Below are 24,966 nucleotides of genomic sequence, written 5' to 3'. Positions count from 1 at the left end.
CGACGAGAGGCCGCCCTTCGGGGCGGCCTCTCGTCGTCTCGGTCGTGTTGCGCCTGCGGGTTCCGGCCGTGCTCAGACGCCGGGGGCGGATGCCGCGCGAAGCAACGCGCTCGCGCGCACCACGGCGGGGTTGGTGCGCATCGCACGCTTGACGCGGAGCATGATGCGACGGCGCGCCGCGGCATCCCGGATCGGGATCATGACGGTGGCCGGCGGCAGGGCGATCGCGCCCAGGCGGGGGAGCACCGTGACGCCGACGCCGTGCTGCACGTAGTCGAACGCGCTCGCGTAGTCGGGCGCCTGTATGCGGAACCGGGGCGCGAAGCCCGCCCGAGCCGCCGCGGACATCACGATCTCGCGACACGGGCCGCGGCTGTGGTCGTTGTCGATCCAGGCGTCGTCGGCGAGCTCGGCGAGGGCCACGTCGGGCTGAGAGGCGAGGGGATGGGTCGTGTTCACGACGACGACGTACCCCTCGACGCGCAAGTCCTCGAGGTCGTAGGCGTCGCCCGAGCCCTCGGCGGCGGCCGGGTCGCGGTCGCCGCGCACGGACTCCGCCACGTAGAGCTCGAGGTCGGGGTCGCCCGTCAGCTGCCCCCGCAGCTCGATCATGGTCAGCTCGAGGCGCAGCTGCGGGAACTCGAGGGCGAGCGCGGCGACGACCTGCGGCATCCACGCACGATTGGCCGAGCTGAACGTTCCGATGCGGATCGTGCCCGTGCGCCCCGTGCGCAGGTCGTCGACCACGCCGTCGAAGTCCGCGAGGTGGTCGAGCACGCGGCCCGCACGGTCGGCGACGGCGACACCGGCCGCGGTCGCCACGATGCCGCGCCCGCGGCGCTCGACGAGGGTCAGGCCCGTCTCGCGCTGGAGCGCGCTGACGTGCTGGCTCACGGCCGAGGCCGTGTAGCCGAGCCGAGCGGCGGCCTGGTTGATCGAGCCCGTCTGCACGACGGCTCGGAACACGCTGAGGCGGTGGGGGTCGACCATGGCCCGACACTACAGTGTTGCTTCATGGATGCCAATGATCATTCGCTTGTGCTGAGGCTTCCGTGTCGAGAGGCTGGTCGCATGCGCAACACCCCCGACGCGACATCCGCACCGACGACGACCGACACGGCAACGACGGCGGCGCCGGCGTCGACCGGTCCGCGGCCGTCGGCCGGATGGCGCGTGCTCGCCGCCATGGCCGTCGTGCTCGTGCTGTGGGCGTCGGCGTTCATCGCGATCCGGTTCGTCGGCGACGCGATCTCGCCAGGTCCCCTCGCCCTGGGCCGGCAGCTCGTCGGCACTGCCGTGCTCGTCGCGTTCGCGCTCATCCGTCGGCCGCCGCTGCCGCGCGGGCGCACGCTCGCGCTCATCGCCCTCTACGGCGTGCTCTGGTTCGCCGGCTACACGCTCGTGCTGAACCTCGCCGAACGCCACCTCGACGCGGGCACGGCCGCCATGCTCGTGAACATCGCGCCGTTGCTCGTGGCGCTCGCGGCCGGCGCCTTTCTCAAAGAGGGGTTCCCGCGGTCGCTCATGATCGGCATGCTGGTCGCGTTCGTCGGCGTCGTGATCATCGCGACCGGCGGCATCGGCGCGCACAGCGACCCGCTCGGCATCGCCCTCGGCATCCTCGCGGCCGTGCTCTACGCGCTCGGCGTGCTCGTGCAGAAGGTCGCGCTGCGAACCGCCGACGCGCTGAGCGCGACCTGGGTCGGCTGCGCGATCGGCGCTGCGGTGCTGCTGCCGTTCCTGCCGCAGGCCGTCGGCGAGTTCGCCTCGGCGCCCGCGCCCGCGGTCTGGGCCACGGTCTACCTGGGCGTGTTCCCGTCGGCCGTCGCGTTCCTGCTCTGGGCGTACGTGCTGCAGCGCAGCCCCGCCGGGCTCACCGCGTCGGCGACGCTCGCCGTGCCCGCGATCGTGGTGCTCCTGAGCTGGCTCCTGCTCGGCGAACTGCCCACCCTGCTCGGCATGGTCGGCGGAGCGCTGTGCCTCATCGGCGTCGCGATCAGCCGGCGTTCGCCGCGGCATCCGAAGGCCTGACACGCCGTCGTGCGAAGCGGATGCCGTGGCCGGGCCGGCCACGTCGGGTCGCCGCGCCTGACGGCTCGCCGTGCGACGGACCTACGCCGACGCGACCCGCCGGAACCGCGGCACCTCGACGCCGTCGACGCTGACCTGCTCGGCGAACATGTCGAGCGGGCGGATCCAGACGCCGTGCTCGCCGTACAGGGCCCGGTAGACGACGTACCACTCCTCGGTCTCGGAGTGGCGCGCGAGCTCGAGCACCTCGTAGCGGTGGCCCTTGTAGTGCTCGTAGAAGCCCGGAGCGACGTCGGGACCGGGGGCCGCGGGGCGGCCGGCGGGCTCGCTCATGCGCGGCCGCCCAAGTGGGGGAGCACCTCGGTGCCCAGCAGTTCGACGTGCTCGAGGTCGAGCTGGTCGACGGTCTGCAGGTAGACCCGATCGGCGCCGAGGGCGCGAAGGCGCTCGATCTTCTCGATCGCCTCGGCGGGCGTGCCGGCGACGTTGACCTCGGCGAATGTGTCGGGGTCCGCCCCGATCGCGGCGAGCCGACGCCGGTACGCGACGTCATCGGTCGCGACGATCGTGGGCAGCGCCACGGAGAGCTTCAGGGTCGCCGGGTCGCGGTCGATCGCCTCGCACGCACGGCGCACGCCCGCGAACTTCTCGGCGACCTCGTCTTCGCCGCGGAACCCGATGTTGAACTCGGTCGCGAACCGCGCGGCGATGGCCGGCGTGCGCTTCGGACCGCCGCCGCCGACGATCACGGGCACCCGCTGCTGCTGGGGCTTCGGCAGCGCCGGTGCGGCGTCGAGCGCGTAGTGCTCGCCCGTGAAGTCGAACGTGCCGCCCTCGGGCGTCTCCCAGAGCCCGGTCACGATCGCCAGCTGCTCCTCGAGCAGGCCGAAGCGCTTCTCGGGGAACGGGATGCCGTAGGCGAGGTGCTCCTCGGCGAACCAGCCCGTGCCGAGGCCGAGCTCGGCTCGACCGCCCGACATGCGGTCGACCTGCGCGACCTGGATCGCGAGGATCGCCGGCAGCCGGAACGTCGCCGACGAGACGAGCGTGCCGAGGCGGATGCGGCTCGTCTCGCGCGCGAGCCCCGCGAGGGTGGTCCAGGCATCCGTCGGCCCGGGCAGCGGGTCGCCCGCACCCATGCGCAGGTAGTGGTCGGACCGGAACCAGCCGTCGAATCCGAACCGCTCGGTGGCCGACGCGTGCGCGAGCTGCGTGTCGTAGCTCGCGCCCTGCTGGGGTTCGGTGAACAGGCAGACCTCGAAGGCGGGGCGGTTCGCGGTCGCGTCGGTCATGCGGTCCTCTCGGTGGGGTCGTCGGATGTCGCGGGGTCGTCGGATGCCGGGGGCTCGGCGATGATCGCGAGCACCTGCTCGTGCAGGCGGCCGTTCGTCGCGAGCGACGACCCGTGCGCGTGCCCCGGCGCGCCGTCGGCCGAGGTGAAGACGCCGCCGGCCTCCTCCACGATCGGCACGAGCGCGGCCAGGTCGTACTCCTTCACGTCGAACTCGCCGACGATGTCGACGAGCCCCTCGGCGAGCAGCATGTACGACCAGAGGTCGCCGTAGGCGCGATCGCGCCACACGGCCTCGCCGAGCGAGAGGAGCGCGGGCAGGCGCCCGGCTTCACGCCACTGGGCGATGCTCTGGAAGCTCAGCGAGGCGTCGGCGAGGTCGGCGACGCCCGACACGCGGATGCGGCGCGCGGGCGCGTCTGCCGCGTCGGGCTCGTTCGTCCAGGCGCCCTGACCGCGGGCCGCCCACCAGCGCCGGCCGAACGTCGGCATCGACGCGACCCCGACGACGGGAACCCCGTCGATCACGAGCGAGACGAGCGCGCCCCACACCGGGACGCCCCGGAGGAAGTTCGAGGTGCCGTCGATCGGGTCGACGATCCACTGGCGCGCACCGCGGTCGTCGCGGCCGAACTCCTCGCCGAGGATGCCGTCGTTCGGGCGCGCCTCGGCGAGCCGGTCGCGGATCGCCCGCTCGACGGCGAGGTCGGACTCGGTCACGAACGTGCGGTCGGGTTTCGTCGCGATCTCGAGGTCTGCCGAGCGGAAGCGTTCGAGGGCGACCCGGTCTGCCAGGTCGGCCAGTTCGAGGGCGAGCTCGAGGTCTGCGGTGAGATCGTGGGGGAGGCCGGAACTGGGGGATGGAATCGCGTCGCCGTTCACCGTGACAGGCTATCCGGCCGAGCCGACCCGGAGCCGCGATCCGGTCGCGAAACGACGCGACACGCCCGGCGGAAACCCCGTCGCGGCCTCGATTCGCGCTGCGCCGCAAAGTGCTGCTAGAGTCATCTCTCGGTTCGGAAAGCGAAAAATCGCCCCGAATCACGCACCTCTAGCTCAATCGGCAGAGCAACTGACTCTTAATCAGTGGGTTCTGGGTTCAAGTCCCAGGGGGTGCACGATCAGCCCCGAACCTCTCGCCAGGTTCGGGGCTTTTCTCATTCCGGGGCCGGGCCGGGGTCTGGCCGGGTCGGGGCCGGGCTGTCCGCGCCGGCGCTTCGGCGTTAGCCTGAAGTCGGCGCGTCACGGTCGATCATCCGTTGGCTCATCGGGAGACGACCGGTCTCGCCTGACCGGGGGATCGATGATGAGTGCCTCAGTGCGGGCGCTGCTCGGCGGCATCCTGTCCGTCGTGTGCGTTGCGGCGATGCTGGTGCTTCCGGCCGACGCGTCGTACGCCGCGGCCGGCAAGCCGATCGTGGGCGTCGCATCGAAGCAGTGCCTCGATGTCCGCGGCGCCATGCCGACCGTCGGTGCGTGGACCGCGCTCGGCGTGTGCGACGGCAAGGCCGATCAGCGGTGGACGCGCTCGGCCGCGGGTGAGCTGCAGGTGTTCGACGGCAGCCGCTGCCTGCAGGCGGGCGCATCGGTGAGCAGCGCGGGTCGGAGGGCCGTCATCGCCATCTGCAACGGCGGCGCCGCCCAGAAGTGGACCTACACGTCGGCGAAGACCCTCAAGCACACGAGCACCGGCTGGTGCCTCGACGTTCGCGGAGCGAAGACGGCCGCTGGCTCCGAGGTCTACCTCCACGCCTGCACCACCGGCACCAACCAGAAGTGGACCGTGCCGGCGAAGCTCGCCGACGTCACCCCGCCGACGCCGCCCTCGGGGCTCGCGCGGTCGGCGCTCACCTGCTCGAGCGTCACCCTGAGCTGGACCGCGTCGACCGACGCCGTCGGCGTCACCGCCTACGACCTCTTCCACGACGGCCAACTCGTGAAGAGCGTCTCGGGCTCCACGCGCTCCACGTCGGTGGCGGTGGTGGCCGGCGTGCCGTGGGGGTGGTACGTGAATGCGAGGGATGCCGCGGGCAACGTCTCCCAGGCCAGCGCGACCCTGACCGTCTCGCCGCCGCAGTGCGCGCCCGACACCGTCGCGCCGTCGGTGCCGAAGTCCGTGGCGGCCGTGGCATCCGGAACCAGCGTCAAGGTGACCTGGGCCGCCTCGACTGATGACGTCGCCGTCACGAAGTACGACGTGCGGCGCGACGGGGCCGTCGTGGGCACGGTCACGGGCAGCAGCCTGACCTTCACCGACAGCGGGCTGGCCGTCAACAGCGCGTACTCGTACACCGTCGTCGCTCGGGACGCGCAGGACAACGCATCCGCCCCGAGCGCCGTCGCGACGACCACGACGGGCTCGGCGTGCGGCAGCGCGATCTGCGGGGTGACGCAGGTCGCGACCGACACCGACATCCCGTGGGGTCTCGTCACGCTGCCCGACGGCTCGGTGCTCTATGCACGGCGAGACGCGCACGACATCGTGCGGCTGGTGCCGTCGACGGGCGCCAAGACGACCGTCGGCTCGATCCCCGGCGCCCAGAGCACCGAGGGCGAGGGCGGCGTGATGGGGCTCGCGATCGCCTCGGACTTCGCCGCCGATCCGTGGCTCTACATCATGCACAGCACGGCGACCGACAACCGCGTCGTGCGCATGCGCTACGTCTCCGGCACGATCGACGCGGCCTCGGTCCAGGTGCTCGTCAGCGGCATCCTCCGCAACAAGTACCACAACGGCGGTCGCCTGCGCTTCGGGCCGGACGGCATGCTCTACGCATCGACGGGCGACGCGCAGAACGGCGCCTATGCGCAGCGTCTCACCGGCACCGGAGCGCTCAACGGAAAGATCCTGCGGATGACGCGCACCGGCGGCATTCCGAGCGACAACCCGTTCGGCAGCTACATCTGGAGCTACGGTCATCGCAATCCGCAGGGGCTCGCGTTCGACAGCCGCGGGCGGCTCTGGCAGCAGGAGTTCGGCAACAGCGTCATGGACGAGACGAACCTCGTGGTGAAGGGCGGCAACTACGGCTGGCCCCAGTGCGAGGGCACATCGGGGAGCGGATGCGGCGCGGCGGGCCTGATCGCGCCCAAGCGCACGTATCCGACGGCCGACGGCTCGTGCAGCGGGCTGACGATCGTGCGCGACGTCGTCTACATCGCCTGCGGGCGCGGGTCGCGGCTGTACCGGGAGGTCATCAGCGGCGACGCGCTCACCGACGTGCAGCAGTTCTTCGTCGGCACCTACGGGCGGCTGCGCACCGTCGAACCGACACCCGACGGCGGGCTCTGGCTCACCACGACGAACCAGGGCGACAAGGACAGCATCCCCGACAACAGCGACGAGAAGATCCTCGAGGTGTCGCTCGGCGGATAGCCCCATGACGACGCCGCCGTCCCCTCCGAGGAGGGGACGGCGGCGGTGGGTCAGTGCGTGCCGACCCGGTCGGCGGCGGCCGAGGTCAGTGCTTCAGGTCGCGGCCGTGCACGGTGATCGCGTAGATGACCAGCACGTCGATCGCGATGACGATGAGCGACCACCACGGCTGGGCGGGGATCAGGAAGAGCTGCCCGAGGGCGCTGAGGCCGGCGATGATCACCGCCAGGACGCGAGCCCAGGTCGCACCGCTGAACAGCGCGAATCCGGTGAGCGCCAGGACCACGCCGATGATGATGTTCCACCATCCCCACCCGGTGAGGTCGAACACCACGAGGCCGTCTTCGCCGACGACGTAGTAGTAGTTCGATCCGATCACGGCGACGGATCCTTGGATGATGCTGAACAGGCCGTTCAGGAGGATGACGACGGCTGCGAAGCCGACCCATCCGACCCAGCCCGACATGCCCTTGGTTTCGGTGTCACTCATGGCATCTCCATTCCTGGTGCATTCGACCTCCGCATCGGTGAGGATCGCTCGAACTGCGACCAGATCGGAGACGGCCACACCATATCGCCGAACGAGGCCGGAGAAGCGGAGCGAAACGCGCCCAGTTCGGGATGGAATGCGGTCCTCGTCCGATGAGGACGTGGGCCTCGTGCTACCGACCCGAGCCCGACCGTGTCCGGCGAGCGGCTCCGCGGACCAACAGGGCGACCGCGCCGCCGAGCATCGCGATCAGCGCCAAGCTCGATGCCGGCGCCCCGGCGAACCCGCTCTCGGCCAGTCCGCCGCTGGGGCCGGGAGTCGGAGTCGGCGTCGGAGTCGGCGTCTGCGTCGCCGGGTTCTCGAGCTGGAGGGCCACGGTCGTGCCGGTCGCCGGGACGAATGTCACCCACCCGTCCGCGTCGGGCGCGACCGCGGTTCCGTCGACGATCCACGTCGGGCTGCCCCAGATCACGCCCGGGACCGCCGGCGGCGACTGTTCGCGCACCGACACCGGAACGCCGGTGGGCAGGTCGTCGCCGGTGATGGGCACACCCGCGGTGAGCTCGGCCGAGGTCACCGGACCGGTCGAGACGCGGTACTCGAACGGGAAGGCCGTGTCGTCGGGCACGAGCGCCGATCCCGTTCCCGTGACGGTCTTCACCAGGGAGAAGGATCCGAAGCCGTTCATGGTGTTCGTGAGCGCGAGCGAGACGGTGGTGCCCGGCATGACCACGAAGCTGACGTTGCCGTCGGCGTCGGGGATCTGCAGTGTTCCGTCGACCGTCCATCCGGGCGTACCCCATTCGACGCCCGGGATCACGGGCAGGTCGCCCTCGCGCACGGTGACCGCCGTGCCCGCCGGGAGCGAGGGGAACGTGATGACCTCGGACGCCGGGATCTCGACCGTCGCCTCGGGGCCGCCGTCGAGCGTGTAGATCAGCGGGAACGTGGTGCCGTCGGGCAGGGCGCCGCTGCCGTCGCCGATCACGGTCTTCGAGGCGGCGATCCAGCCGACGGCATCAGCCTCGTTCGTCAGCTCGACCGCGATCGTCTCGTCGCCGACCAGCGTGAACTCGATCTCCCCGTTCTCGTCGGGTTCGATCGGCTCGTCGTCGATCGTCCACACCGGGGTGCCCCACGTGATGCCGGCCACCTCGGGGAACCCGATCTCGCCGATCGTCACGACATCCCCGGCCTCCAGGCCGTCGACGACCGCGGCGGGGTCGTCGGGCGAGACGGTCAGCTCGATCGGGTCGCCGCCGTTCACGCGGTAGGTGAGCGTGAACTCCGCCCCCGAAGGCACGGTGGTCTCGCCCGAGCCGCTGAGGGCCTTCGAGACGCTGAAGCCCGCCGGGATCGGCGCGGCGGTGTTCGTGACGACGAGGCCGACCGTCGGATGCGTGGCGTCGATGACGAACGTCGTGTCGCCGTTCCACGAGACATCGGTCCACGCCAGTTCGGGCGGAAGGGCGTCGTCGCCGGGCCGAACCTCGAAGAGCGCGATCCTGGTGCCGTACGGGAACGTCGTCGCGGGCGAGACCGGCGTGCCGTCGGCGTTCAGCTCGAGGACACCCGCCGTGCGCGTGCCGTCGGGCTCGAGCGCGATGTAGCGCACGCTGAAGGTCGTACCGGGCGCGAGATCGCCGGGCGCGACGCCGGAGAGCTCCTTCGCGACCGAGAACGACCCCTCCTCGGACGGCGTGTCGCAGGGGAGCGCCCCGGCGAACAGGTAGGAGTGCACCTCTCCGCCGAGGATCGTCACGTCGTTCGCGATGATCTGGCCGTCCCACGGCTGGGCCGTGATCGTGAGGTTCGCGTCGGGCGCGTAGATCGAGCCGTCGCCGCGGCCGCCCGTGCTGATCGTGACCGCGCCCGTCACCTCGGAGAGGTCCCAGATCGTGTACGGCGAGTAGGTGCCCTCCGGGTCGATCGCCGGCGGCAGGATCGAGGTCGTCCCTGGTTCGACGTGGATCACGAGTGGATTCAGCGGGCCGGGCACGCCGTCGGAGAACTGCAGCAGCGACGCACCCGCGATGTCGGCGTACTCGAGCACGTTCGGCTGATCGGGCGACAGCGGGCCGAGCACGATCCGATCGCCGGTGTCCTCGAGGATCTCGACGGGGTGGCCGACGAGCTGCGTGGGGTCGACGACATCGGCGAGGCACTGCGCGATCTCGTCCTCGTCGGCGTTGGCGTTGGCCTGGACGTACGCGGCGACCACGGCCTGGCGGTCGGCGCCGGTCGTGTAGGTGAAGATGCTTCCGTCGCCCGCCGAGGTCGCCGGCGGGGTCGAGTCGGCGGGATAGTCCTGGTTCTGGGCGTCGATGAGGGGCGGGTCGTCGGTGCCGGCCGTGCGTGCGTACCGCAGCCAGTCCCCACGCGTGAACGAGACGAACGGCGCGGTACGGTCGACGATCTTGAGGTCGCCGATCTGCGACGGCTGCGTCGCGCCCAAGCTGGTGATCTGCACCCGGCCCGGATTGTTGGCGGGGTCGGATGCGTAGTCGCCGATGAGCACGCGGGTCGGATCGCCGTCGACCGTCGGCAGCGTGTACGAGCCGGTGCCGGCGACCACGTGGGCGAACTGGTACGTCGCGGCCTGGGTGAGCCGCAAGCGATCGCCCACGGCGATGCTGCCCTCGAACTCGGAGTTGCCGAGCACCGCGTTGCGCTTGGCGTAGACGGTGAACCCGCCCGCGAGGGTGAACGGGTTCACGGCCGAGACACCGGAGGAGAGGACGGGGGCGACTCCGGCCGGCAGTGCAGCCGATGCGGCGCGTGTCGTCGGGCCGGCGGCGGAAGCCGAACCGGGGATCGCCGTGATGGCGACGCCGCCGGCGAGCAGTGCCGCTCCGATCGCAGCGACGACCGAGAACCACCGACGACGGCCCATGCGGACCCCTTCCCCCGAAGTCAGCGCGACGCCACGAGGCGTGCGTGTCGACGCGCGCGCCGCCCGCGACGCCGGGTTCGACTTCGGGTTCGGTGCGTCTCAGGTCATGAAAGCACATCCATGGTCCGGTGCACAGAGCCACGCGAGGCGAAGGTCGGCGGAACACCGAGGGCCTCGGGTCAGGCGCTCAGGCCGTGCCGAGCGCGGCGAGCACACGCGGTGCCGCTCCGCCCAGGTTCCATTGCTCGGCGAAGCGGTCGAAGTCGCTGCGGCGCGCTTCGTCGAGCGGGCGGATCGTCGCGTCGAACTCGCCGAGCTGCAGGTCGCGCACGACCTCGACGACCGTGGGGGCGACATCGAGGTAGGCCGCGGCATCCGTGATCCTGGAGCGCATCGTGGCCGAGAGCGGCACGGAGGGGTCGGCTGCGGCCGCGCGGATGCCGTCGAGGTCGACGAAGTCGCGGAGCAGGCTCGCGGCGGTCTTCTCTCCGATGCCCTTGACCCCGGGCAGTCCGTCGGACGCATCGCCGCGGAGCGCCGCGAAGTCGGCGTACTGCTGGGGGAGCACCGAGTACTTCGCGACGACGGAGGCATCGGTCAGCACCTCGAGCTTGCTCATGCCGCGTGCGGTGTAGATCACGCGCACGTCGCGGGCGTCGTCGACGAGCTGGAACAGGTCGCGGTCGCCCGTGACGACGTCGACCGGCACGGTCGCCTGAGTGGCGAGGCTGCCGATGACGTCGTCGGCCTCGTGCTCGGCGGCGCCGACGATCGGGATGCCGAGGAGGTCGAGCACCTCGCGGATGAGCGGGATCTGCACGACGAGCGGGTCGGGCGTCTCTTCGACGTCGGCGGCCGCCTCGACCTCTTCGACGACGCGGTGCGCCTTGTAGCTCGGGATGAGCGCGACGCGCCACGCGGGCCGCCAGTCGTCGTCCCAGCAGGCGACGAGCTGGGTGGGCTCGTAGTCGGTGACGAGCCTCGAGATGATGTCGAGGAGGCCGCGCACGGCGTTCACCGGCGTGCCGTCGGCGGCCTTCAACGAGTCGGGCACGCCGTAGAACGCGCGGAAGTAGAGCGAGGCGGTGTCGAGGAGCATCAGGCGTTCGGTCACAGGGCGATCCTGCCACGACCCTCCGTCGGCCGCGGGTTCAGCCGCCGGCGAGCAGCTCGACGCCCATCATGCGCAGGCACTCGTAGCCGAAGTTCGCGAAGCAGTAGAGGCCGAGGGCCGCGCCGAGCATGGTCTCGCGGAAGGAGCCGGTGTCGCCGAGCAGCGGCAGCGAGACGTGCCCGCTCGGGAGCCAGAGACGGTTGACGACGGGCGTCTCGCGGAACCGCTCGGGCGGCCGGAACACCTGCGGCCAGAGCACGCCGGGAACGCCGCCGGTGGTGAGGAAGTCGCCGAGGAGGTGCACGACGAAGCCGAGCGTGACGGCGAGCGGGAACCATGCGACCTGCTCGGGTGCGAAGACGACGATCGCGGCCCCGACCGCTGCGCCCGCGACCCACGCGACGGCCCACGTGCGCACGAAGCCGCGGGCCTTGAGTCCGAAGCACGTCAGCACGGCCGTGCCGACGCCCGCGCCGATCGCGACGGTGCCGTGCCCGTCGACGGGAACCGTGATGAGCGTGAGCGCCCACGCGAGGACCATCATCACGACCACCGCGATCGCCGAGTGGGCGCCCTGCCGGTGGCCGCCCGAGAGCGTGCCGACCGTGCGCGCCGCGAGCCGGCCGAGCACGGGCACCGAATGGGCGATCGTGGCGCTGTGGTGGTCGGCGTCGGGCAGGAGCGCGGCGCCCGCGGCGACGGCCGTGCCGGCGAGCACGCCGACCGGGTCGAGCGGGTAGGCGCCGAGCCCGAGCACGGGCATCGTGCTGGTCACGGCGATCCACGCCGCGGCTCCGCTCGTGGCGTGCGTGATGCCCATCATGGTGCTGCTGCTTCCGGTCGGCGCGGTGCTCGGCCGATCGGCCGTCGACCAGTCTGCCGGGTGCCCCCGACATCACGCGAACCGGCCGACGACGGCCGCCCGCGGCATCCGTCGGCGAACTTCGCGAACCGGCTCAGTCGTCGAAGCCGCGCGCCGTGAGCGCCTCGCCGAGGTGCTCGGCCGTGCGCAGCGCCCGCACGATGACCGGTACCGCGAGGGCGAGCAGCGAACCTTCCGCGCCGCGGGCCCTGCGCGCCTCCATGACCTCGCGCACGAGATCGGCGAGCAGCGGCACGCAGCGGATCGTGAGCGCGAGCGCGAGCCCGACGCGGTCGGCGTCGACCCACCGCCTGAGCGGCCGCAGCAGCGCCTGCATGGCGTCGAGCGTCTCGCTCACGGGCGTCGTCAGCGTGTAGAGCGCTGCGAGCGCGACCGCGACGAGCAGCCGCACGGCCATGACCGCGGCCGCCTCCCAGCCGCCGAAGAGTACCTGCACGGGCACCGCGAACGCGAGCACCCAGAGAATCGGCACGATCTGCCGCAGCGCCACGCGCGCGGGCACGCGGGCCAGCGCGAACAGGAGCACCACGCCGACGGATGCCGCGGCGAGCCACGCGAGCGACGAGACCAGTGCGGCCACCGTGACGAACACGGCCAGCAGCCCGAGCTTCACGAGCGCCGGGGCGCGGTGCACGATCGACCTGCCGGGGTGGAACACGCCGATCATGCGATCAGCACCCGGTACGCGTCGAGGGCGATCGAGGGCACGTCGTCGGCGACGATGCGCCCGTGCTCCATGACGATCACGCGGTCGAAGTCCTCGAGCAGCTCGAGCTGGTGGCTGACCACGACGAGCTGCTGGTCGAGGCTCGCGAAGTGGCGGGCGATGAGCCGCGCATTGCGGGCGTCGAGCAGGGTCGTCGGCTCGTCGGCCACGAGGATCCCGGGTTCGGCCACGAGCACCGACGCGAGCGCCAGCAACTGCTTCTGCCCGCCCGACAACCGGTGCGCCGGGCGGTCGGCGAGGTCGGTGAGCCCGAGGCGCTCGAGGGTCGCGTCGACGCGCGCCGCGGCATCCGCCTTCTCGAGCTTGTGGCGGCGCAGGGTGAAGGCGACGTCTTCGCGCACGGTGGGCATGACGATCTGGTTGTCGGCGTTCGTGAACACGAAGCCGACCCGCCGGCGCACCTCACGCGCGCGGCGCGAGACGTCGAGCCCGTCGACGAGCACGCGGCCGGCGGCGGGGGAGACGAGGCCGTTGATCATGCGCGCGAGCGTCGACTTGCCCGAGCCGTTGGCGCCGACGATGCCGATGCGGCGCTCGGCCAGCACGAGCGAGACGTCGTCGACGACGCGCTCGGCACCGAAGTCGTGGCTGACGCCCTCGAACACGATCTCGCTCATGACAGCCTCTCCACGATCATCGCCACGCCCTGTCCGCCGCCGATCGAGCAGGCCGCGAGTCCCGGCCTCGGGTCGTCGGCCGCGGCCATGCGGGCGGCCAGGCGCACGAGCAGCACGGCTCCGGATGCCCCCCACGGGTGCCCGAGGGCGATGGCGCCGCCGTCGCCGCTGATGAGCTCCTCGTCGAGCCCCAGGTCGTCGCTCACGGCGAGCACCTGGGCGGCGAACGCCTCGGTGATCTCGACGAAGCCCAGGTCGCGTGCGGTGAGTCCGGCTCGGGCGAGGGCCGCTCGGGCCGCGGGCGCCGCGCCGAGTCCGGGCAGCGCGGGGTCGCCGCCGGCGACGGCCGCGGCACGGATGCGGAGGGCGGGCAGCCCGAGCTCGCGCGCGACCGGCTCGGAGGTCACGGCCATCGCGGCGGCGCCGTCGGAGAACCCGCACGAATTGCCCGCGGTCACGGTCGCGTCGGCGGAGGCCGAGAAGGCGGGCGCGAACCTCGCCAGCCGTGCGACGTCGAGGCTCGCGCGCGGCCGGTCGTCGCGCACGATGCCGTCGACGGCCACGATCTCGGCGTCGAAGACCGCGGCATCACGGGCGGATTCCGCGAGCGCGTGCGAGCGTGCAGCCCAGGCGTCCTGCCTGGCGCGCGTGATGCCGCGCACGGCGGCGAGGCGGTCGGCGGCCGGGCCCATGTCGGGATCGGGGAAGCCAGCGGGCGCGAACGGCGCGCGCGCGTACCGCTCGCCGGAATCGGGCCAGACGCGGTGCGGTGCCGTCGACGCCGACTCGGCGCCGCCCGCGAGCACGAGGCGGGCGTCCCCCGCCTTCACGCGCGAGGCGGCCTGCAGCACGGCGTCGAGCCCCGATCCGCACTGGCGGTCGACCGTGACGCCGGGAACCTCGACGCCGAGTCCGGCACGCAGCGCGGCCACGCGTGCGATGTCGCCGCCGGGGCCCATGCAGTTGCCGAGGATCACGTCGTCGACGGGCAGCCCCGAGGGCGCGACGAGTCGTGCGACCTCGGCGAGCACGGGGGCCGCGAGCGCATCGACGGTGTGCGCGCCGAACCCGCGGCCCGCGGTGCCGATCGCGCTTCGACGTGCGGCCACGATCACGGGCGAGTTGCCGCGGCTCGAGCCGTCGCCGGTCACGCGTCGCTCCGAACGGGCGTGCCCGGGTGCGGACGTCCGCCGAGCCGCCCCTCGGCGAGGGCGTCACGCACCTCGCCCCTGGCGACCTTGCCCGACGCCGTGCGCGGGACCGGGCCCGCGAACCATCGGCGGGGCAGTTCGTCGACGGGCATCGTGCGACGCGCCGCGTCGGCGACCTCGGCCAGGTCGACGCCGTCGGCCAGTTCGACGACGGCGGCGATGCGCTCGCCGAGGAGCTCGTGCGGCTCGCCGACGACGGCCGCCGCACGAACGCCGGGGATCGACTCGAGCCGTGCCTCGACCTGCTCGGCGAGCACGGTCGAACCCGCGGTCGTGATGGCGGCGTCGCCGCGGCCGAGCACGCGCAATCCGCCTTCGGGCGTGCGTTCGGCGAGGTCGCCGACGGTCGCGAACCCGCGCCCGTCGCGCTGGAGCATGCCGCCGCCGACCACGCCGAGCGCGAGGTAGGGCGACCTCGCCCAGAGCCGGTCGCCCGCGGCATCCGGGCGGAGTTCGACCTCGACGCCGGGGAACGGTCGAAGCTCGCCGTCGCGGCCCGCGAGCACGAACGAGAGCTCGGCCGCGCCGTAGTACTCGGTGAGACGGATGCCGCGTGCGGCCGCCCGTGCCCGAAGCGCCGGGGTCAGCGCGGCACCCGCCACGATCGCCGCCGGAGGACACGCGACGTCGTCGAGCACGCGCGCGAGCCTCGTCGGCGTCGCGTGCACCACCGAGGCGCCGTCGAGCGCGTCGGTGGCCGTCGCGCCGAGCCACAGCGCGTGCAGCACGCCGTAGAGGTGCATCGACACGTGCAGCGGGCCGGTGACCGCGATGCGCATGCCGCCCTGCCCGCCGGCGGCGGAGGCTCCGCCGTCGGCGCCGAGGCCTGCGACGTCGGCGAGCGGACCCGCCGACGCGAGCCACGACGCGTTCGTTCGGGCCACCACGCGCGGCGAGCCGCCCGTCGAACCCGACGTGAGCAGCGCGAGCTCCGTGCGGTCGGGAAGACGGCCCCTCAGGTCGTCGGCCTCGCGGCGCGAGCCGCCGACGAGCACCGGGCGGCCCCGTTCGAGCGCGGCGAGCACGAGGGTCACGAGCGTGACGGGATCGGTGCCCACGGGGCATCCGACCGGTCCGTCGCCGGCCGGGAGCCCGACCGCGGCCACGGTCGCGACCGAGCGCGCGAGCGCGCCGTAGCGCACGACCTCGCCCTCGAAGTCGAGGGCGACGTCGTGCGCCGAACCGTGGAGCCAGTCGCTCATGCCGAGGGGGAGACCGGCTTCTCGCGCTTCCACGGCCAGGTGCGCGGCGCGATCAGGCCGGGCCAGGCGCGGTGCACGCCCTTGGCCACGAGCACCGTGACGACGACCTTGATCAGGTCGCCGGGCAGGAAGAGCAGCGAGCCGGCGAGTGCGACGCCGAGCGGGGTGCCCGTGATCACCGCGAACACCGGGACGCCCACGAGGTAGACCGCGACGATGCCGCCGAGCGCGGTCCACAGCAGCGCGGGCAGGATGCGGTACTTCGGCAGCAGGCGAGCCGTCGCCCAACCGATGACCAGTGCGCCGAGCAGCCAACCGAGCAGGTAGCCGACCGAGGGGCCGACGAACACGCCCAGGCCGCCGCGACCGCCCGAGAGGAGCGGCAGGCCCGCCGCGACCAGCGCGATGAACAGCAGCACCGAGAGGAAGCCCTTGCGCGCGCCGAGGATGGCGCCCGCGAGCATGACGCCGAGCGTCTGGAACGTGATCGGCACGGCGGCGCCGCCGATGGAGAGCGCACCGGGCAGGCCGAGCGCCGCGATGAGCGCGGCGAAGACGGCGATCTGCGCGAGATCGGTCGCGGTGCCGCGACGCTTCGGACGCGAGGCGCGCTCGTCGTCGGAGGGCGAGGCGAAGTCGTGCGTGGCGGGCTCAGCGGCGGTCATCGGGGGCCTCCAGAGTCGTGAGGATGCAGGCCGATCGGCCTGCGCGAGCCGGATGGCCCGCTCTTCACGCTAGGGAAGCCAGGGTCGCGCCCGCTCCCATGGCCGTACAAGATTCCACGCCGGATTTTGGAGCGGCTCCGTTCGTCGCGCCGCGACGGGCGGCGATCAGGCCGCGCGCGCCTCGAACCCGTGCTCCGAGTAGACCGGGGCAACGGAGACCTCGTCGGCCGCGGCATCCGTCGTCTCGTCGGCGACCGGCTCCGCCCAGACCACGAGGGGAGCGGGCTCCCAGCTGAGCGCGAGCGGCTCGGCCTCTGCGGGGACGACCACGGCGACCGCATCGCGCTCGTCGAGCACCGCGCGGGTCAGCTCGGCCGAGATCTGGTGCGTGATGACCGCGTCGAAGATGCGGTCGGTGTCGCCTTCGGCGCGACGCACGAGCGACCAGGCGCCGTTCGGGCCGATGAACTCCGAGAGCTTCGCGTTCAGCAGCTCGAAGAGGTGTTCGCCGCGAAGGTCGGCCGCGGTAGGACGCGGCGGCTTGGCGGCGGCGTGGGCTGAGGCCTGTGCGGCAAGCCTCGCTCTGCGCCAACGGCGGAACATCGGTGGCCCCTCTCGTGGGAACGGTGGCCGCACGGTTCGGGCCGTGCGGAACTGCATCCAGTGTCTGCCTCGAAGGCCTCGGAATGCCGCTGAACACGCCGCAATCGACGGGTCGGACTGAGACTACTCGGTCAGCTCGCCCTCGCGTGCCTCCTCGGCGACCGTGCCGATCGCGATCGCGAGGCTCGCGGCCCATGAGACCCACATCAGGAGCAGGCGCCAGTCGCGCGGACCCGATGCGGTGGCGCGAACGACCCCGACTCCGCTGATGATCGCACCGAGGACTGCTCCGCTGAAGAGGTACTTGCGCATGGGGCCACGCTACCCGGCAGGACGGCCGGAGGCGAGGGGGCGGGCCGTCCGGCCGCATCCGCGTGCCCGCTGTTAGCCTGAGGGCGACCGCGAGGAGGGACTCCCGTCGCATGAACACCGCTCATCCGGATTCCGAAGACCTGTACGTCGACCACGCCTACGACATGATCGTGGTGTCAAACCGGCTCCCCGTCGACTACGAGGAGCAAGCCGACGGCAGAGTGGGGTGGAAGAGCTCTCCCGGCGGGCTGGTCACCGCCCTCGAGCCCGTCATGCGGGCGGCCGACGGCGCCTGGATCGGCTGGGCCGGCGTCGCCGACCGCGAGTTCGACCCGTTCGAGCACGACGGCATCTCGATCATCCCGGTGCCGCTCAGCGAGTCCGAGCTCGAGGAGTACTACGAGGGGTTCTCGAACGACACCCTGTGGCCGCTCTACCACGACGTCATCGCGCCCCCGTCGTTCCACCGCGAATGGTGGGACGCCTACGTCCGGGTCAACCGCCGCTTCGCCGAGGCCGCCGCCCGCGCGGCGTCCGACGGCGCCGTCGTGTGGGTGCAGGACTATCAGCTGCAACTCGTGCCGCGCATGCTGCGCGAGTCGCGGCCCGACCTCGTCATCGGGTTCTTCAATCACATTCCGTTCCCCGCATACGGCATCTACTCGCAGCTGCCCTGGCGCCGTCAGGTCATCGACGGGCTGCTCGGCGCCGACGTCATCGGATTCCAGCGCGTGGCCGACGCGGGCAACTTCTCACGTGCCGTGCGGCGCCTGTACGGCTACCGCACGCACGGCACCGTCATCGACGTGCCCGTGACCGACTCGAACACCCCCGATGCCGACGTCCGTCGCGTCGTCGCGCGCGCGTTCCCGATCTCGATCGACGCCGCCGGATTCGAGGAGATGGCCAGGCAGCCCGAGGTGCAGGCGCGCGCGGCCGAGATCCGCGAGAGCCTCGGCAACCCCGAGACGATCATCCTCGGCGTCGACCGGCTCGACTACACCAAGGGCATCCGGCACCGCATGAAGGCCTTCGGCGAGCTCCTCCGCGACGGCAGGCTCGCGGTGGAGGACGTCACGCTCGTGCAGGTCGCAAGCCCGTCGCGCGAGCGCGTCGAGACCTACCGGCAGCTGCGCGACGAGATCGAGCTCACGGTCGGACGCCTGAACGGCGACTACGCGACCCTCGGGCACCAGGCGATCGCCTACCTGCACCACGGCTACCCCCGCGACGAGATGGTCGCGTTGTACCTCGCGGCCGACGTGATGCTCGTCACCGCGCTCCGCGACGGCATGAACCTCGTCGCGAAGGAGTACGTCGCGTGCCGGTTCGACAACGACGGCGTGCTCGTGCTGAGCGAGTTCGCCGGGGCATCCGACGAACTGCGCCAGGCGGTACTTGTGAACCCGCACGACATCGAGGGCCTGAAGGACGCCATCGTCGAGGCGGTGCGGATGCCGCGGCGCGAGCGCACGCGTCGCATGCGGGCCCTGCGCCGGCGGGTGCTCGACAACGACGTGGCGAAGTGGTCGGCCAGCTTCCTCGAGACGCTCACGGGCGCCGGCATCATCAAGCCCGGCATCACCGAGCCGCTCGAGCGTGCGATCGAGGAGCTCGCCTCGACCGAGCGACTGCTCGTCGCGCTCGACTTCGACGGAACGCTCGCGCCGCTCGTCGACCGGCCTGACGAGGCACGGGCGACCGAGCGCGCCCGTGCCGCGATGGCGCGCCTCGTGGCGGCGCCCGACACGCGCGTCGCACTCGTCTCCGGCCGCGCGCTCGAGAGCCTCGGGCAGGTCGCCGAACCCGGCGACGGCGTGCTGTTGAGCGGATCGCACGGCGTCGAGTTGAAGCTCGACACCGGGGCGATCACGCTCGACCTGCGCGATGCCGAGGTGCACAAGCTCGAGCAGCTGACCCGCATCGTCGAGCAGGTCGCCGACGGGGTCGCCGGCGCGAAGGTCGAGCACAAGCCCGCCGGGCTCGCGCTGCACACGCGCGGGCTCACGTCGAGTGCGGCGGCCTCGGCGCAACTCGCGGCACGTGAGCGCGTGGCCGAGGAGCTCTCGGGCGTCACGGTGCGCACGGGCAAGTCGGTGATCGAGTTCGCGGTGCGATCGACCGACAAGGGGGAGTCGTTCGTCAGGCTCCGTCAGCACGCTCGCGCGACCGCGGCACTCTACGTCGGCGACGACGTCACCGACGAGGACGCGTTCGCCACCCTCGACGACGGCGACGTCGGCGTCAAGGTCGGCCAGGGCAAGTCCATCGCGCCGTATCGCGTGCGCAACCCCGACGACGTCGCGGAGCTGCTCGAACGCCTCGCGACGGCTCGTGAAGCGGCGGCCGAAGGGGCCTCGCGCTGGCAATAGACTCGACACCATGTCGGAGTTCGATCCCAAACCGCGTAGTCGCACCGTAACCGATGGCATCGAGGCCATGACCAGCCGGGGCATGCTCCGCGCAGTCGGCATGGGGGATGCCGACTGGGACAAGCCCCAGATCGGCATCGCGAGCTCGTGGAACGAGATCACGCCGTGCAACCTCTCGCTCGCCCGCCTCGCGCAGGCCGCGAAGGAGGGCGTGCACGGCGGCGGCGGGTACCCGCTGCAGTTCGGCACCGTCTCGGTCTCCGACGGCATCTCGATGGGCCACGAGGGCATGCACTTCTCGCTCGTCTCGCGCGAGGTCATCGCCGACTCGGTCGAGGTCGTCATGCAGGCCGAGCGCCTCGACGGCTCGGTGCTGCTCGCCGGCTGCGACAAGTCGATCCCCGGCATGCTCATGGCCGCCGCCCGTCTCGACCTCTCGTCCGTCTTCCTCTACGCCGGCTCGATCGCCCCGGGATGGGTCCGCCTGTCCGACGGCACCGAGAAGGACATCACGATCATCGACTCGTTCGAGGCCGTGGGCGCCGTCAAGGCCGGCACCATGAGCGCCGAGGACGCGCACCGCATCGAGTGCGCCTTCGCACCCGGCGAGGGTGCCTGCGGCGGCATGTACACCGCGAACACCATGGCCTCGGTCGCCGAGGCGCTCGGCCTCTCGCTGCCGGGCTCGGCATCGCCGGCCTCCGCCGACCGCCGCCGCGACTACTACGCGCACCGCTCGGGCGAGGCCGTCGTCAACCTGCTGAAGCACGGCATCACCGCACGTCAGATCCTCACGAAGAAGGCGTTCGAGAACGCCATCGCCGTGGGCATGGCGCTCGGCGGCTCGACGAACATCGTGCTGCACCTGCTCGCGATCGCTCGCGAGGCCGAGGTCGACCTCACGCTCGACGACTTCAACCGCATCGGCGCCAAGGTGCCCCACATCGGCGACCTCAAGCCCTTCGGCAAGTACGTCATGAACGACGTCGACCGTCGCGGCGGCGTGCCCGTGCTCATGAAGGCCCTGCTCGACGCCGGCCTGCTGCACGGCGACGTCATGACCGTCACGGGCAAGACCATGGCCGAGAACCTCGAGGCGTTGAACCTCCCGCCGCTCGACGGCGAGGTGCTGCGCACGCTCGACAACCCGATCCACGAGACCGGCGGCCTCACGATCCTGCACGGCTCGCTCGCACCCGAGGGCGCGGTCGTGAAGACGGCCGGCTTCGACGCGGCGACCTTCGAGGGCCCCGCACGCGTGTTCGAGCGCGAGCGCGCCGCGATGGACGCGTTGACCGCCGGCGAGATCAAGGCCGGCGACGTCGTCGTCATCCGCTACGAGGGCCCCAAGGGCGGCCCCGGCATGCGCGAGATGCTCGCCATCACGGCGGCCATCAAGGGCGCAGGCCTCGGCAAAGATGTACTACTCTTGACGGACGGTCGATTCTCAGGCGGCACAACCGGACTGTGCATCGGCCATCTGGCACCCGAAGCGGTGGACGCAGGTCCCATCGCCTTCGTGCGCGATGGTGATCTGATACGGGTCGATATCGCAGCTCGTTCCATCGATCTACTTGTCGGTGATGCCGAGCTGGCTGCCCGCCGTGAAGGCTGGGCTCCGCTTCCCCCGCGCTACACCCGAGGCGTTCTCGCGAAGTACTCCAAGCTCGTGCGCTCGGCCGCTGAAGGCGCCACGACGGGCTGAGTACCGCGCTCTCCGCTCACCCCGCTCACCAGAACAGGAACCGAATGACCACGGAATCCAGTCCCGTGCCGTCGCCCGCTCTCGTGCCCCCGCACGCGCCGGTGGAGATCACCGGCGCCGAGGGCGTCGTCCGCTCACTCGAGATGCTCGGCATCACCGACGTGTTCGGACTCCCCGGCGGCGCCATCCTCCCCGTCTACGACCCGCTGCTCGACAGCAAGAAGCTGCGCCACATCCTCGTGCGTCACGAGCAGGGCGCGGGCCACGCGGCCCAGGGCTACGCGTCGTCCACCGGCAAGCTCGGCGTCGCGATCGCGACCTCGGGCCCCGGCGCGACGAACCTCGTCACCGCCATCGCCGACGCCCACATGGACTCGGTGCCGCTGCTCGCGATCACCGGCCAGGTGTTCTCGAACCTCATGGGCACCGACGCGTTCCAGGAGGCCGACATCGTCGGCATCACCATGCCGATCACCAAGCACTCCTTCCTCGTGAAGAAGGCCGACGAGATCCCGGCGACGATCGCGGCCGCGGCCCACATCGCGTCGACCGGTCGCCCCGGTCCGGTGCTCGTCGACATCACGAAAGACGCGCAGCAGGCGCTGTTCAACTTCTCGTGGCCGCCGAAGATCGACCTGCCCGGCTACCGTCCGATCACGAAGGCGCACGGCAAGCAGGTCACGGCCGCGGCCCAGCTGCTCGCCGAGGCCAAGCGCCCCGTGCTCTACGTCGGCGGCGGCGTCATCCGCTCGCGTGCCTCCGAGGAGCTCCTCGAGCTCGCCGAGGCCACGGGCGCACCCGTCGTGACCACGCTCATGGCGCGCGGCGCGTTCCCCGACTCGCACCAGCAGCACCTCGGCATGCCCGGCATGCACGGCACGGTCCCTGCCGTGATCGCGCTCCAGGAGTCCGACCTGCTCATCGCGCTCGGCGCCCGCTTCGACGACCGCGTGACCGGCAAGTCGGCGCTCTTCGCGCCGAACGCCAAGGTCGTGCACGTCGACATCGACCCCGCCGAGATCTCGAAGATCCGCGTCGCCGACGTGCCGATCGTGGGCGACCTGAAGGACGTCCTCGTCGACCTGCGCGCCGCGTACGACCAGCAGATCATCGCCGGCGCTCCCGACATCAGCGAGTGGTGGGCCACGCTCGACGGGCTCCGCGCGGAGTTCCCGCTCGGGTTCTCGCCGACCTCCGACGGCCTCCTGGCACCCCAGCAGGTGATCCAGCGCATCGGCGAGCTCACCGGGCCCGAGGGCATCTACGCCGCCGGCGTCGGCCAGCACCAGATGTGGGCCGCCCAGTTCATCAAGTACGAGCGCCCCAACTCGTGGCTGAACTCCGGCGGCGCCGGCACCATGGGCTACGCGGTTCCGGCCGCGATGGGCGCCAAGGTCGCCGAGCCCAACCGCACCGTGTGGGCGATCGACGGCGACGGCTGCTTCCAGATGACGAACCAGGAACTCGCCACCTGCACGCTGAACGACATCCCGATCAAGGTCGCGATCATCAACAACTCGTCGCTCGGCATGGTGCGGCAGTGGCAGACGCTGTTCTACGACGGCCGCTACTCGAACACCGACCTGAACACGGGTCATGACAGCGTCCGCGTGCCCGACTTCGTCAAGCTCGCCGAAGCCTACGGCGCGCTCGGCATCCGGGTCACGAAGGAAGACGAGATCGACGCGGCCATCAAGCTCGCGCTCGAGACCAACGATCGCCCCGTCGTGATCGACTTCGTCGTCTCGGCCGACGCCATGGTGTGGCCGATGGTGCCGCAGGGCGTGTCGAACAGCTACATCCAGTACGCCCGCGATCACTCGCCGGCCTTCAGCGAGGAGGACTGACCATGTCGACCCACGTGCTCTCACTCCTCGTCGAGGACAAGCCCGGTCTGCTCACGCGCGTCGCAGGTCTCTTCGCGCGTCGCGGCTTCAACATCGAGTCGCTCGCGGTGGGACACTCCGAGATCGAGGGCCTCTCCCGCATCACGGTCGTCGTCGACGTCGAGGAGCTGCCGCTCGAGCAGGTGACGAAGCAGCTCAACAAGCTCATCAACGTCATCAAGATCGTCGAGCTCGACCCCTCCCAGTCGGTGCAGCGCGAGCACCTGCTCATCAAGGTGCGCGTCGACAACTCGACCCGCTCGCAGGTGCTCGAGGCCGTCAACCTCTTCCGCGCCCGCGTCGTCGACGTCTCGACCGACGCGCTCGTGATCGAGGTCACGGGCGACTCGGGCAAGACCACCGCGTTCCTCAGGGTGCTCGAGCCCTACGGCATCCGCGAGATCGCCCAGTCCGGCCTGCTGGCCATCGGGCGCGGCGGCAAGTCGATCACCGAGCGCGTCTTCAAGAACTGAACCGGATGCCGCGGCGCACGCCGCGACATCCGTCACCGAAACCCATACCAAGGAGAAGAACAGCAATGGCTGAGATGTACTACGACCAGGACGCGGACCTCTCGATCATCCAGGGTCGCAAGGTCGCCGTCGTCGGTTACGGCTCGCAGGGCCACGCGCACGCGCAGAACCTGCGCGACTCGGGTGTCGAGGTCGTCATCGGCCTCAAGGACGGCTCGAAGTCGATCCAGAAGGCCGAAGAGGCCGGTTTCGAGGTCAAGAACGTCGCCGACGCCGCCGCGTGGGCCGACGTCGTCGTGATCCTCGCGCCCGACCAGTACCAGCGCCACATCTTCGCCGAGTCGATCAAGGACAACCTCTCCGAGGGCGACGTGCTCGTCTTCGGCCACGGGTTCAACATCCGCTTCGGCTACATCGAGGCGCCCGCGGGCGTCGACGTGATCCTCGTCGCCCCGAAGGCCCCCGGCCACACCGTGCGTCGCGAGTTCGTCGCCGGCCGCGGCATCCCCGACATCATCGCCGTCGAGCAGGACGCCTCGGGCCAGGCCTGGGAGATCGCCAAGTCCTACGCCAAGGGCATCGGCGGCACCCGCGCCGGCGTCATCAAGACGACCTTCACCGAAGAGACCGAGACCGACCTGTTCGGCGAGCAGGCCGTGCTCTGCGGCGGCACCTCGCAGCTCGTGCAGTACGGCTTCGAGACCCTCGTCGAGGCCGGCTATCAGCCCGAGATCGCCTACTTCGAGGTGCTCCACGAGCTGAAGCTCATCGTCGACCTCATGTGGGAGGGCGGCATCGCCAAGCAGCGCTGGTCGGTCTCCGACACGGCCGAGTACGGCGACTACGTCTCGGGCCCCCGCGTCATCGACCCGTCGGTCAAGGAGAACATGAAGGCGGTGCTCTCCGACATCCAGGACGGCACCTTCGCCACGCGCTTCATCGCCGACCAGGACAACGGCCAGAAGGAGTTCCTCGAGCTCCGTGCCAAGGGCGAGCAGCACCCCATCGAGACCACCGGTCGCGAGCTGCGCAAGCTCTTCGCCTGGAACTCGTCGGGCGACGACGACTACGTGGACGGCGAGGTCGCTCGCTGACGCGAGCGGACCTCCCGCCCT

Annotated in this window: 22 protein-coding genes and 1 tRNA gene; 8 read left to right on the top strand and 15 right to left on the bottom strand. The window is 71.5% G+C overall.

Going from position 1 to position 24,966, the window contains the following annotated elements:
* Positions 1 to 72 precede the first annotated feature (72 nt).
* Positions 73 to 990, bottom strand: a complete 918-nt coding sequence (locus GQR16_RS00510; RefSeq protein WP_157413205.1) for a LysR family transcriptional regulator — start codon at positions 988 to 990, stop codon at positions 73 to 75.
* Positions 991 to 1,071: 81 nt separating this feature from the next.
* Here GQR16_RS00510 and GQR16_RS00505 point away from each other — a divergent pair, with 81 nt between their 5' ends.
* Positions 1,072 to 2,031, top strand: coding sequence for a DMT family transporter (locus GQR16_RS00505; protein WP_211373398.1), 960 nt, complete (start codon positions 1,072 to 1,074; stop codon positions 2,029 to 2,031).
* 81 nt (positions 2,032 to 2,112) lie between these two features.
* Here the strand turns inward: GQR16_RS00505 and GQR16_RS00500 are convergent, their stop codons facing one another.
* The 3 genes from GQR16_RS00500 to GQR16_RS00490 are packed head-to-tail and all read right to left on the bottom strand — an operon-like array spanning position 2,113 to position 4,204.
* Positions 2,113 to 2,364: a DUF1653 domain-containing protein gene (locus tag GQR16_RS00500; RefSeq protein ID WP_157413204.1), complete on the bottom strand. Its 252-nt coding sequence runs from the start codon at positions 2,362 to 2,364 to the stop codon at positions 2,113 to 2,115.
* Positions 2,361 to 3,323: an LLM class F420-dependent oxidoreductase gene (locus GQR16_RS00495; RefSeq protein WP_157413203.1), complete on the bottom strand. Its 963-nt coding sequence runs from the start codon at positions 3,321 to 3,323 to the stop codon at positions 2,361 to 2,363. Before GQR16_RS00495 ends, GQR16_RS00500 begins: the two co-directional genes overlap by 4 nt.
* Positions 3,320 to 4,204, bottom strand: coding sequence for an inositol monophosphatase family protein (locus tag GQR16_RS00490; protein ID WP_246200367.1), 885 nt, complete (start codon positions 4,202 to 4,204; stop codon positions 3,320 to 3,322). Before GQR16_RS00490 ends, GQR16_RS00495 begins: the two co-directional genes overlap by 4 nt.
* Positions 4,205 to 4,367: 163 nt before the next feature.
* Between GQR16_RS00490 and GQR16_RS00485 the strand changes: the two genes are divergently transcribed.
* Positions 4,368 to 4,440: transfer RNA gene (locus tag GQR16_RS00485), tRNA-Lys, on the top strand.
* Between the two features lie 188 nt (positions 4,441 to 4,628).
* Complete coding sequence (locus GQR16_RS00480) at positions 4,629 to 6,698, top strand: PQQ-dependent sugar dehydrogenase (protein WP_170298381.1); 2,070 nt, start codon at positions 4,629 to 4,631, stop codon at positions 6,696 to 6,698.
* Between the two features lie 85 nt (positions 6,699 to 6,783).
* Here the strand turns inward: GQR16_RS00480 and GQR16_RS00475 are convergent, their stop codons facing one another.
* The 11 genes from GQR16_RS00475 to GQR16_RS00425 all read right to left on the bottom strand — a co-directional run bounded on the left by GQR16_RS00475 (position 6,784) and on the right by GQR16_RS00425 (position 17,415).
* On the bottom strand, positions 6,784 to 7,188 hold the full coding sequence (locus GQR16_RS00475; protein ID WP_157413201.1) for a DUF7144 family membrane protein: 405 nt from the start codon (positions 7,186 to 7,188) through the stop codon (positions 6,784 to 6,786).
* 172 nt (positions 7,189 to 7,360) lie between these two features.
* A complete protein-coding gene (locus GQR16_RS00470) occupies positions 7,361 to 10,081 on the bottom strand; it encodes a collagen-binding domain-containing protein (protein WP_157413200.1) in 2,721 nt (906 codons plus the stop codon).
* 187 nt (positions 10,082 to 10,268) lie between these two features.
* Positions 10,269 to 11,195: a 5'-3' exonuclease gene (locus tag GQR16_RS00465; protein ID WP_246200365.1), complete on the bottom strand. Its 927-nt coding sequence runs from the start codon at positions 11,193 to 11,195 to the stop codon at positions 10,269 to 10,271.
* Positions 11,196 to 11,232: 37 nt separating this feature from the next.
* Entirely contained in the window at positions 11,233 to 12,018 is a 786-nt protein-coding gene (locus GQR16_RS00460; RefSeq protein ID WP_157413199.1) for a metal-dependent hydrolase, read from the bottom strand.
* A gap of 133 nt (positions 12,019 to 12,151) precedes the next feature.
* Entirely contained in the window at positions 12,152 to 12,736 is a 585-nt protein-coding gene (locus GQR16_RS00455) for an energy-coupling factor transporter transmembrane component T family protein (protein ID WP_211373397.1), read from the bottom strand.
* 5 nt (positions 12,737 to 12,741) lie between these two features.
* Positions 12,742 to 13,422 carry an energy-coupling factor ABC transporter ATP-binding protein gene (locus tag GQR16_RS00450; RefSeq protein ID WP_157413197.1) on the bottom strand — a complete coding sequence of 227 codons (681 nt, stop codon included), beginning with the start codon at positions 13,420 to 13,422 and terminating at the stop codon, positions 12,742 to 12,744.
* Positions 13,419 to 14,573 (bottom strand): thiolase family protein, encoded by a 1,155-nt coding sequence (locus tag GQR16_RS00445; RefSeq protein WP_246200363.1) that lies wholly within the window; start codon positions 14,571 to 14,573, stop codon positions 13,419 to 13,421. The genes GQR16_RS00450 and GQR16_RS00445 overlap by 4 nt, the downstream gene beginning before the upstream one ends.
* Positions 14,570 to 15,835, bottom strand: coding sequence for an AMP-binding enzyme (locus GQR16_RS00440; RefSeq protein WP_157413196.1), 1,266 nt, complete (start codon positions 15,833 to 15,835; stop codon positions 14,570 to 14,572). Before GQR16_RS00440 ends, GQR16_RS00445 begins: the two co-directional genes overlap by 4 nt.
* On the bottom strand, positions 15,832 to 16,500 hold the full coding sequence (locus GQR16_RS00435) for a biotin transporter BioY (RefSeq protein ID WP_157413195.1): 669 nt from the start codon (positions 16,498 to 16,500) through the stop codon (positions 15,832 to 15,834). Before GQR16_RS00435 ends, GQR16_RS00440 begins: the two co-directional genes overlap by 4 nt.
* A gap of 165 nt (positions 16,501 to 16,665) precedes the next feature.
* Positions 16,666 to 17,103: a hypothetical protein gene (locus GQR16_RS00430; RefSeq protein ID WP_157413194.1), complete on the bottom strand. Its 438-nt coding sequence runs from the start codon at positions 17,101 to 17,103 to the stop codon at positions 16,666 to 16,668.
* A gap of 123 nt (positions 17,104 to 17,226) precedes the next feature.
* Positions 17,227 to 17,415 carry a hypothetical protein gene (locus GQR16_RS00425; RefSeq protein ID WP_116081423.1) on the bottom strand — a complete coding sequence of 63 codons (189 nt, stop codon included), beginning with the start codon at positions 17,413 to 17,415 and terminating at the stop codon, positions 17,227 to 17,229.
* A 110-nt stretch (positions 17,416 to 17,525) separates the two neighbouring features.
* Between GQR16_RS00425 and GQR16_RS00420 the strand changes: the two genes are divergently transcribed.
* The 5 genes from GQR16_RS00420 (at position 17,526) to ilvC (ending at position 24,945) form a co-directional block, all read left to right on the top strand.
* Entirely contained in the window at positions 17,526 to 19,787 is a 2,262-nt protein-coding gene (locus GQR16_RS00420) for a bifunctional alpha,alpha-trehalose-phosphate synthase (UDP-forming)/trehalose-phosphatase (RefSeq protein WP_211373396.1), read from the top strand.
* A 10-nt stretch (positions 19,788 to 19,797) separates the two neighbouring features.
* Positions 19,798 to 21,492 carry a dihydroxy-acid dehydratase gene (gene ilvD / locus GQR16_RS00415; protein WP_157413193.1) on the top strand — a complete coding sequence of 565 codons (1,695 nt, stop codon included), beginning with the start codon at positions 19,798 to 19,800 and terminating at the stop codon, positions 21,490 to 21,492.
* Positions 21,493 to 21,536: 44 nt separating this feature from the next.
* Positions 21,537 to 23,339 (top strand): acetolactate synthase large subunit, encoded by a 1,803-nt coding sequence (locus GQR16_RS00410; RefSeq protein ID WP_157413192.1) that lies wholly within the window; start codon positions 21,537 to 21,539, stop codon positions 23,337 to 23,339.
* Between the two features lie 2 nt (positions 23,340 to 23,341).
* Positions 23,342 to 23,851 (top strand): acetolactate synthase small subunit, encoded by a 510-nt coding sequence (gene ilvN / locus GQR16_RS00405; RefSeq protein ID WP_157413191.1) that lies wholly within the window; start codon positions 23,342 to 23,344, stop codon positions 23,849 to 23,851.
* 65 nt (positions 23,852 to 23,916) lie between these two features.
* On the top strand, positions 23,917 to 24,945 hold the full coding sequence (gene ilvC, locus GQR16_RS00400; protein ID WP_157413190.1) for a ketol-acid reductoisomerase: 1,029 nt from the start codon (positions 23,917 to 23,919) through the stop codon (positions 24,943 to 24,945).
* Positions 24,946 to 24,966: the final 21 nt, after the last annotated feature.

The organism is Agromyces allii, from assembly GCF_009749385.1.
GTDB classification, from domain to species: Bacteria; Actinomycetota; Actinomycetes; order Actinomycetales; family Microbacteriaceae; genus Agromyces; species Agromyces allii.
Note: the sequence above shows the minus strand (reverse complement) of the source record. Positions and strands in the feature narration are given on the sequence as shown.

Bases quoted from the DNA above. Each gene is read 5' to 3' on its own strand.
- GQR16_RS00510 (WP_157413205.1), bottom strand. From the start codon at position 990: ATGGTCGACCCCCACCGCCTCAGCGTGTTCCGAGCCGTCGTGCAGACG.
- GQR16_RS00505 (WP_211373398.1), top strand. From the start codon at position 1,072: ATGCGCAACACCCCCGACGCGACATCCGCACCGACGACGACCGACACG.
- GQR16_RS00500 (WP_157413204.1), bottom strand. From the start codon at position 2,364: ATGAGCGAGCCCGCCGGCCGCCCCGCGGCCCCCGGTCCCGACGTCGCT.
- GQR16_RS00495 (WP_157413203.1), bottom strand. From the start codon at position 3,323: ATGACCGACGCGACCGCGAACCGCCCCGCCTTCGAGGTCTGCCTGTTC.
- GQR16_RS00480 (WP_170298381.1), top strand. From the start codon at position 4,629: ATGAGTGCCTCAGTGCGGGCGCTGCTCGGCGGCATCCTGTCCGTCGTG.
- GQR16_RS00475 (WP_157413201.1), bottom strand. From the start codon at position 7,188: ATGAGTGACACCGAAACCAAGGGCATGTCGGGCTGGGTCGGATGGGTC.
- GQR16_RS00470 (WP_157413200.1), bottom strand. From the start codon at position 10,081: ATGGGCCGTCGTCGGTGGTTCTCGGTCGTCGCTGCGATCGGAGCGGCA.
- GQR16_RS00460 (WP_157413199.1), bottom strand. From the start codon at position 12,018: ATGATGGGCATCACGCACGCCACGAGCGGAGCCGCGGCGTGGATCGCC.
- GQR16_RS00450 (WP_157413197.1), bottom strand. From the start codon at position 13,422: ATGAGCGAGATCGTGTTCGAGGGCGTCAGCCACGACTTCGGTGCCGAG.
- GQR16_RS00440 (WP_157413196.1), bottom strand. From the start codon at position 15,835: ATGAGCGACTGGCTCCACGGTTCGGCGCACGACGTCGCCCTCGACTTC.
- GQR16_RS00435 (WP_157413195.1), bottom strand. From the start codon at position 16,500: ATGACCGCCGCTGAGCCCGCCACGCACGACTTCGCCTCGCCCTCCGAC.
- GQR16_RS00430 (WP_157413194.1), bottom strand. From the start codon at position 17,103: ATGTTCCGCCGTTGGCGCAGAGCGAGGCTTGCCGCACAGGCCTCAGCC.
- GQR16_RS00425 (WP_116081423.1), bottom strand. From the start codon at position 17,415: ATGCGCAAGTACCTCTTCAGCGGAGCAGTCCTCGGTGCGATCATCAGC.
- GQR16_RS00420 (WP_211373396.1), top strand. From the start codon at position 17,526: ATGAACACCGCTCATCCGGATTCCGAAGACCTGTACGTCGACCACGCC.
- ilvD (WP_157413193.1), top strand. From the start codon at position 19,798: ATGTCGGAGTTCGATCCCAAACCGCGTAGTCGCACCGTAACCGATGGC.
- GQR16_RS00410 (WP_157413192.1), top strand. From the start codon at position 21,537: ATGACCACGGAATCCAGTCCCGTGCCGTCGCCCGCTCTCGTGCCCCCG.
- ilvN (WP_157413191.1), top strand. From the start codon at position 23,342: ATGTCGACCCACGTGCTCTCACTCCTCGTCGAGGACAAGCCCGGTCTG.
- ilvC (WP_157413190.1), top strand. From the start codon at position 23,917: ATGGCTGAGATGTACTACGACCAGGACGCGGACCTCTCGATCATCCAG.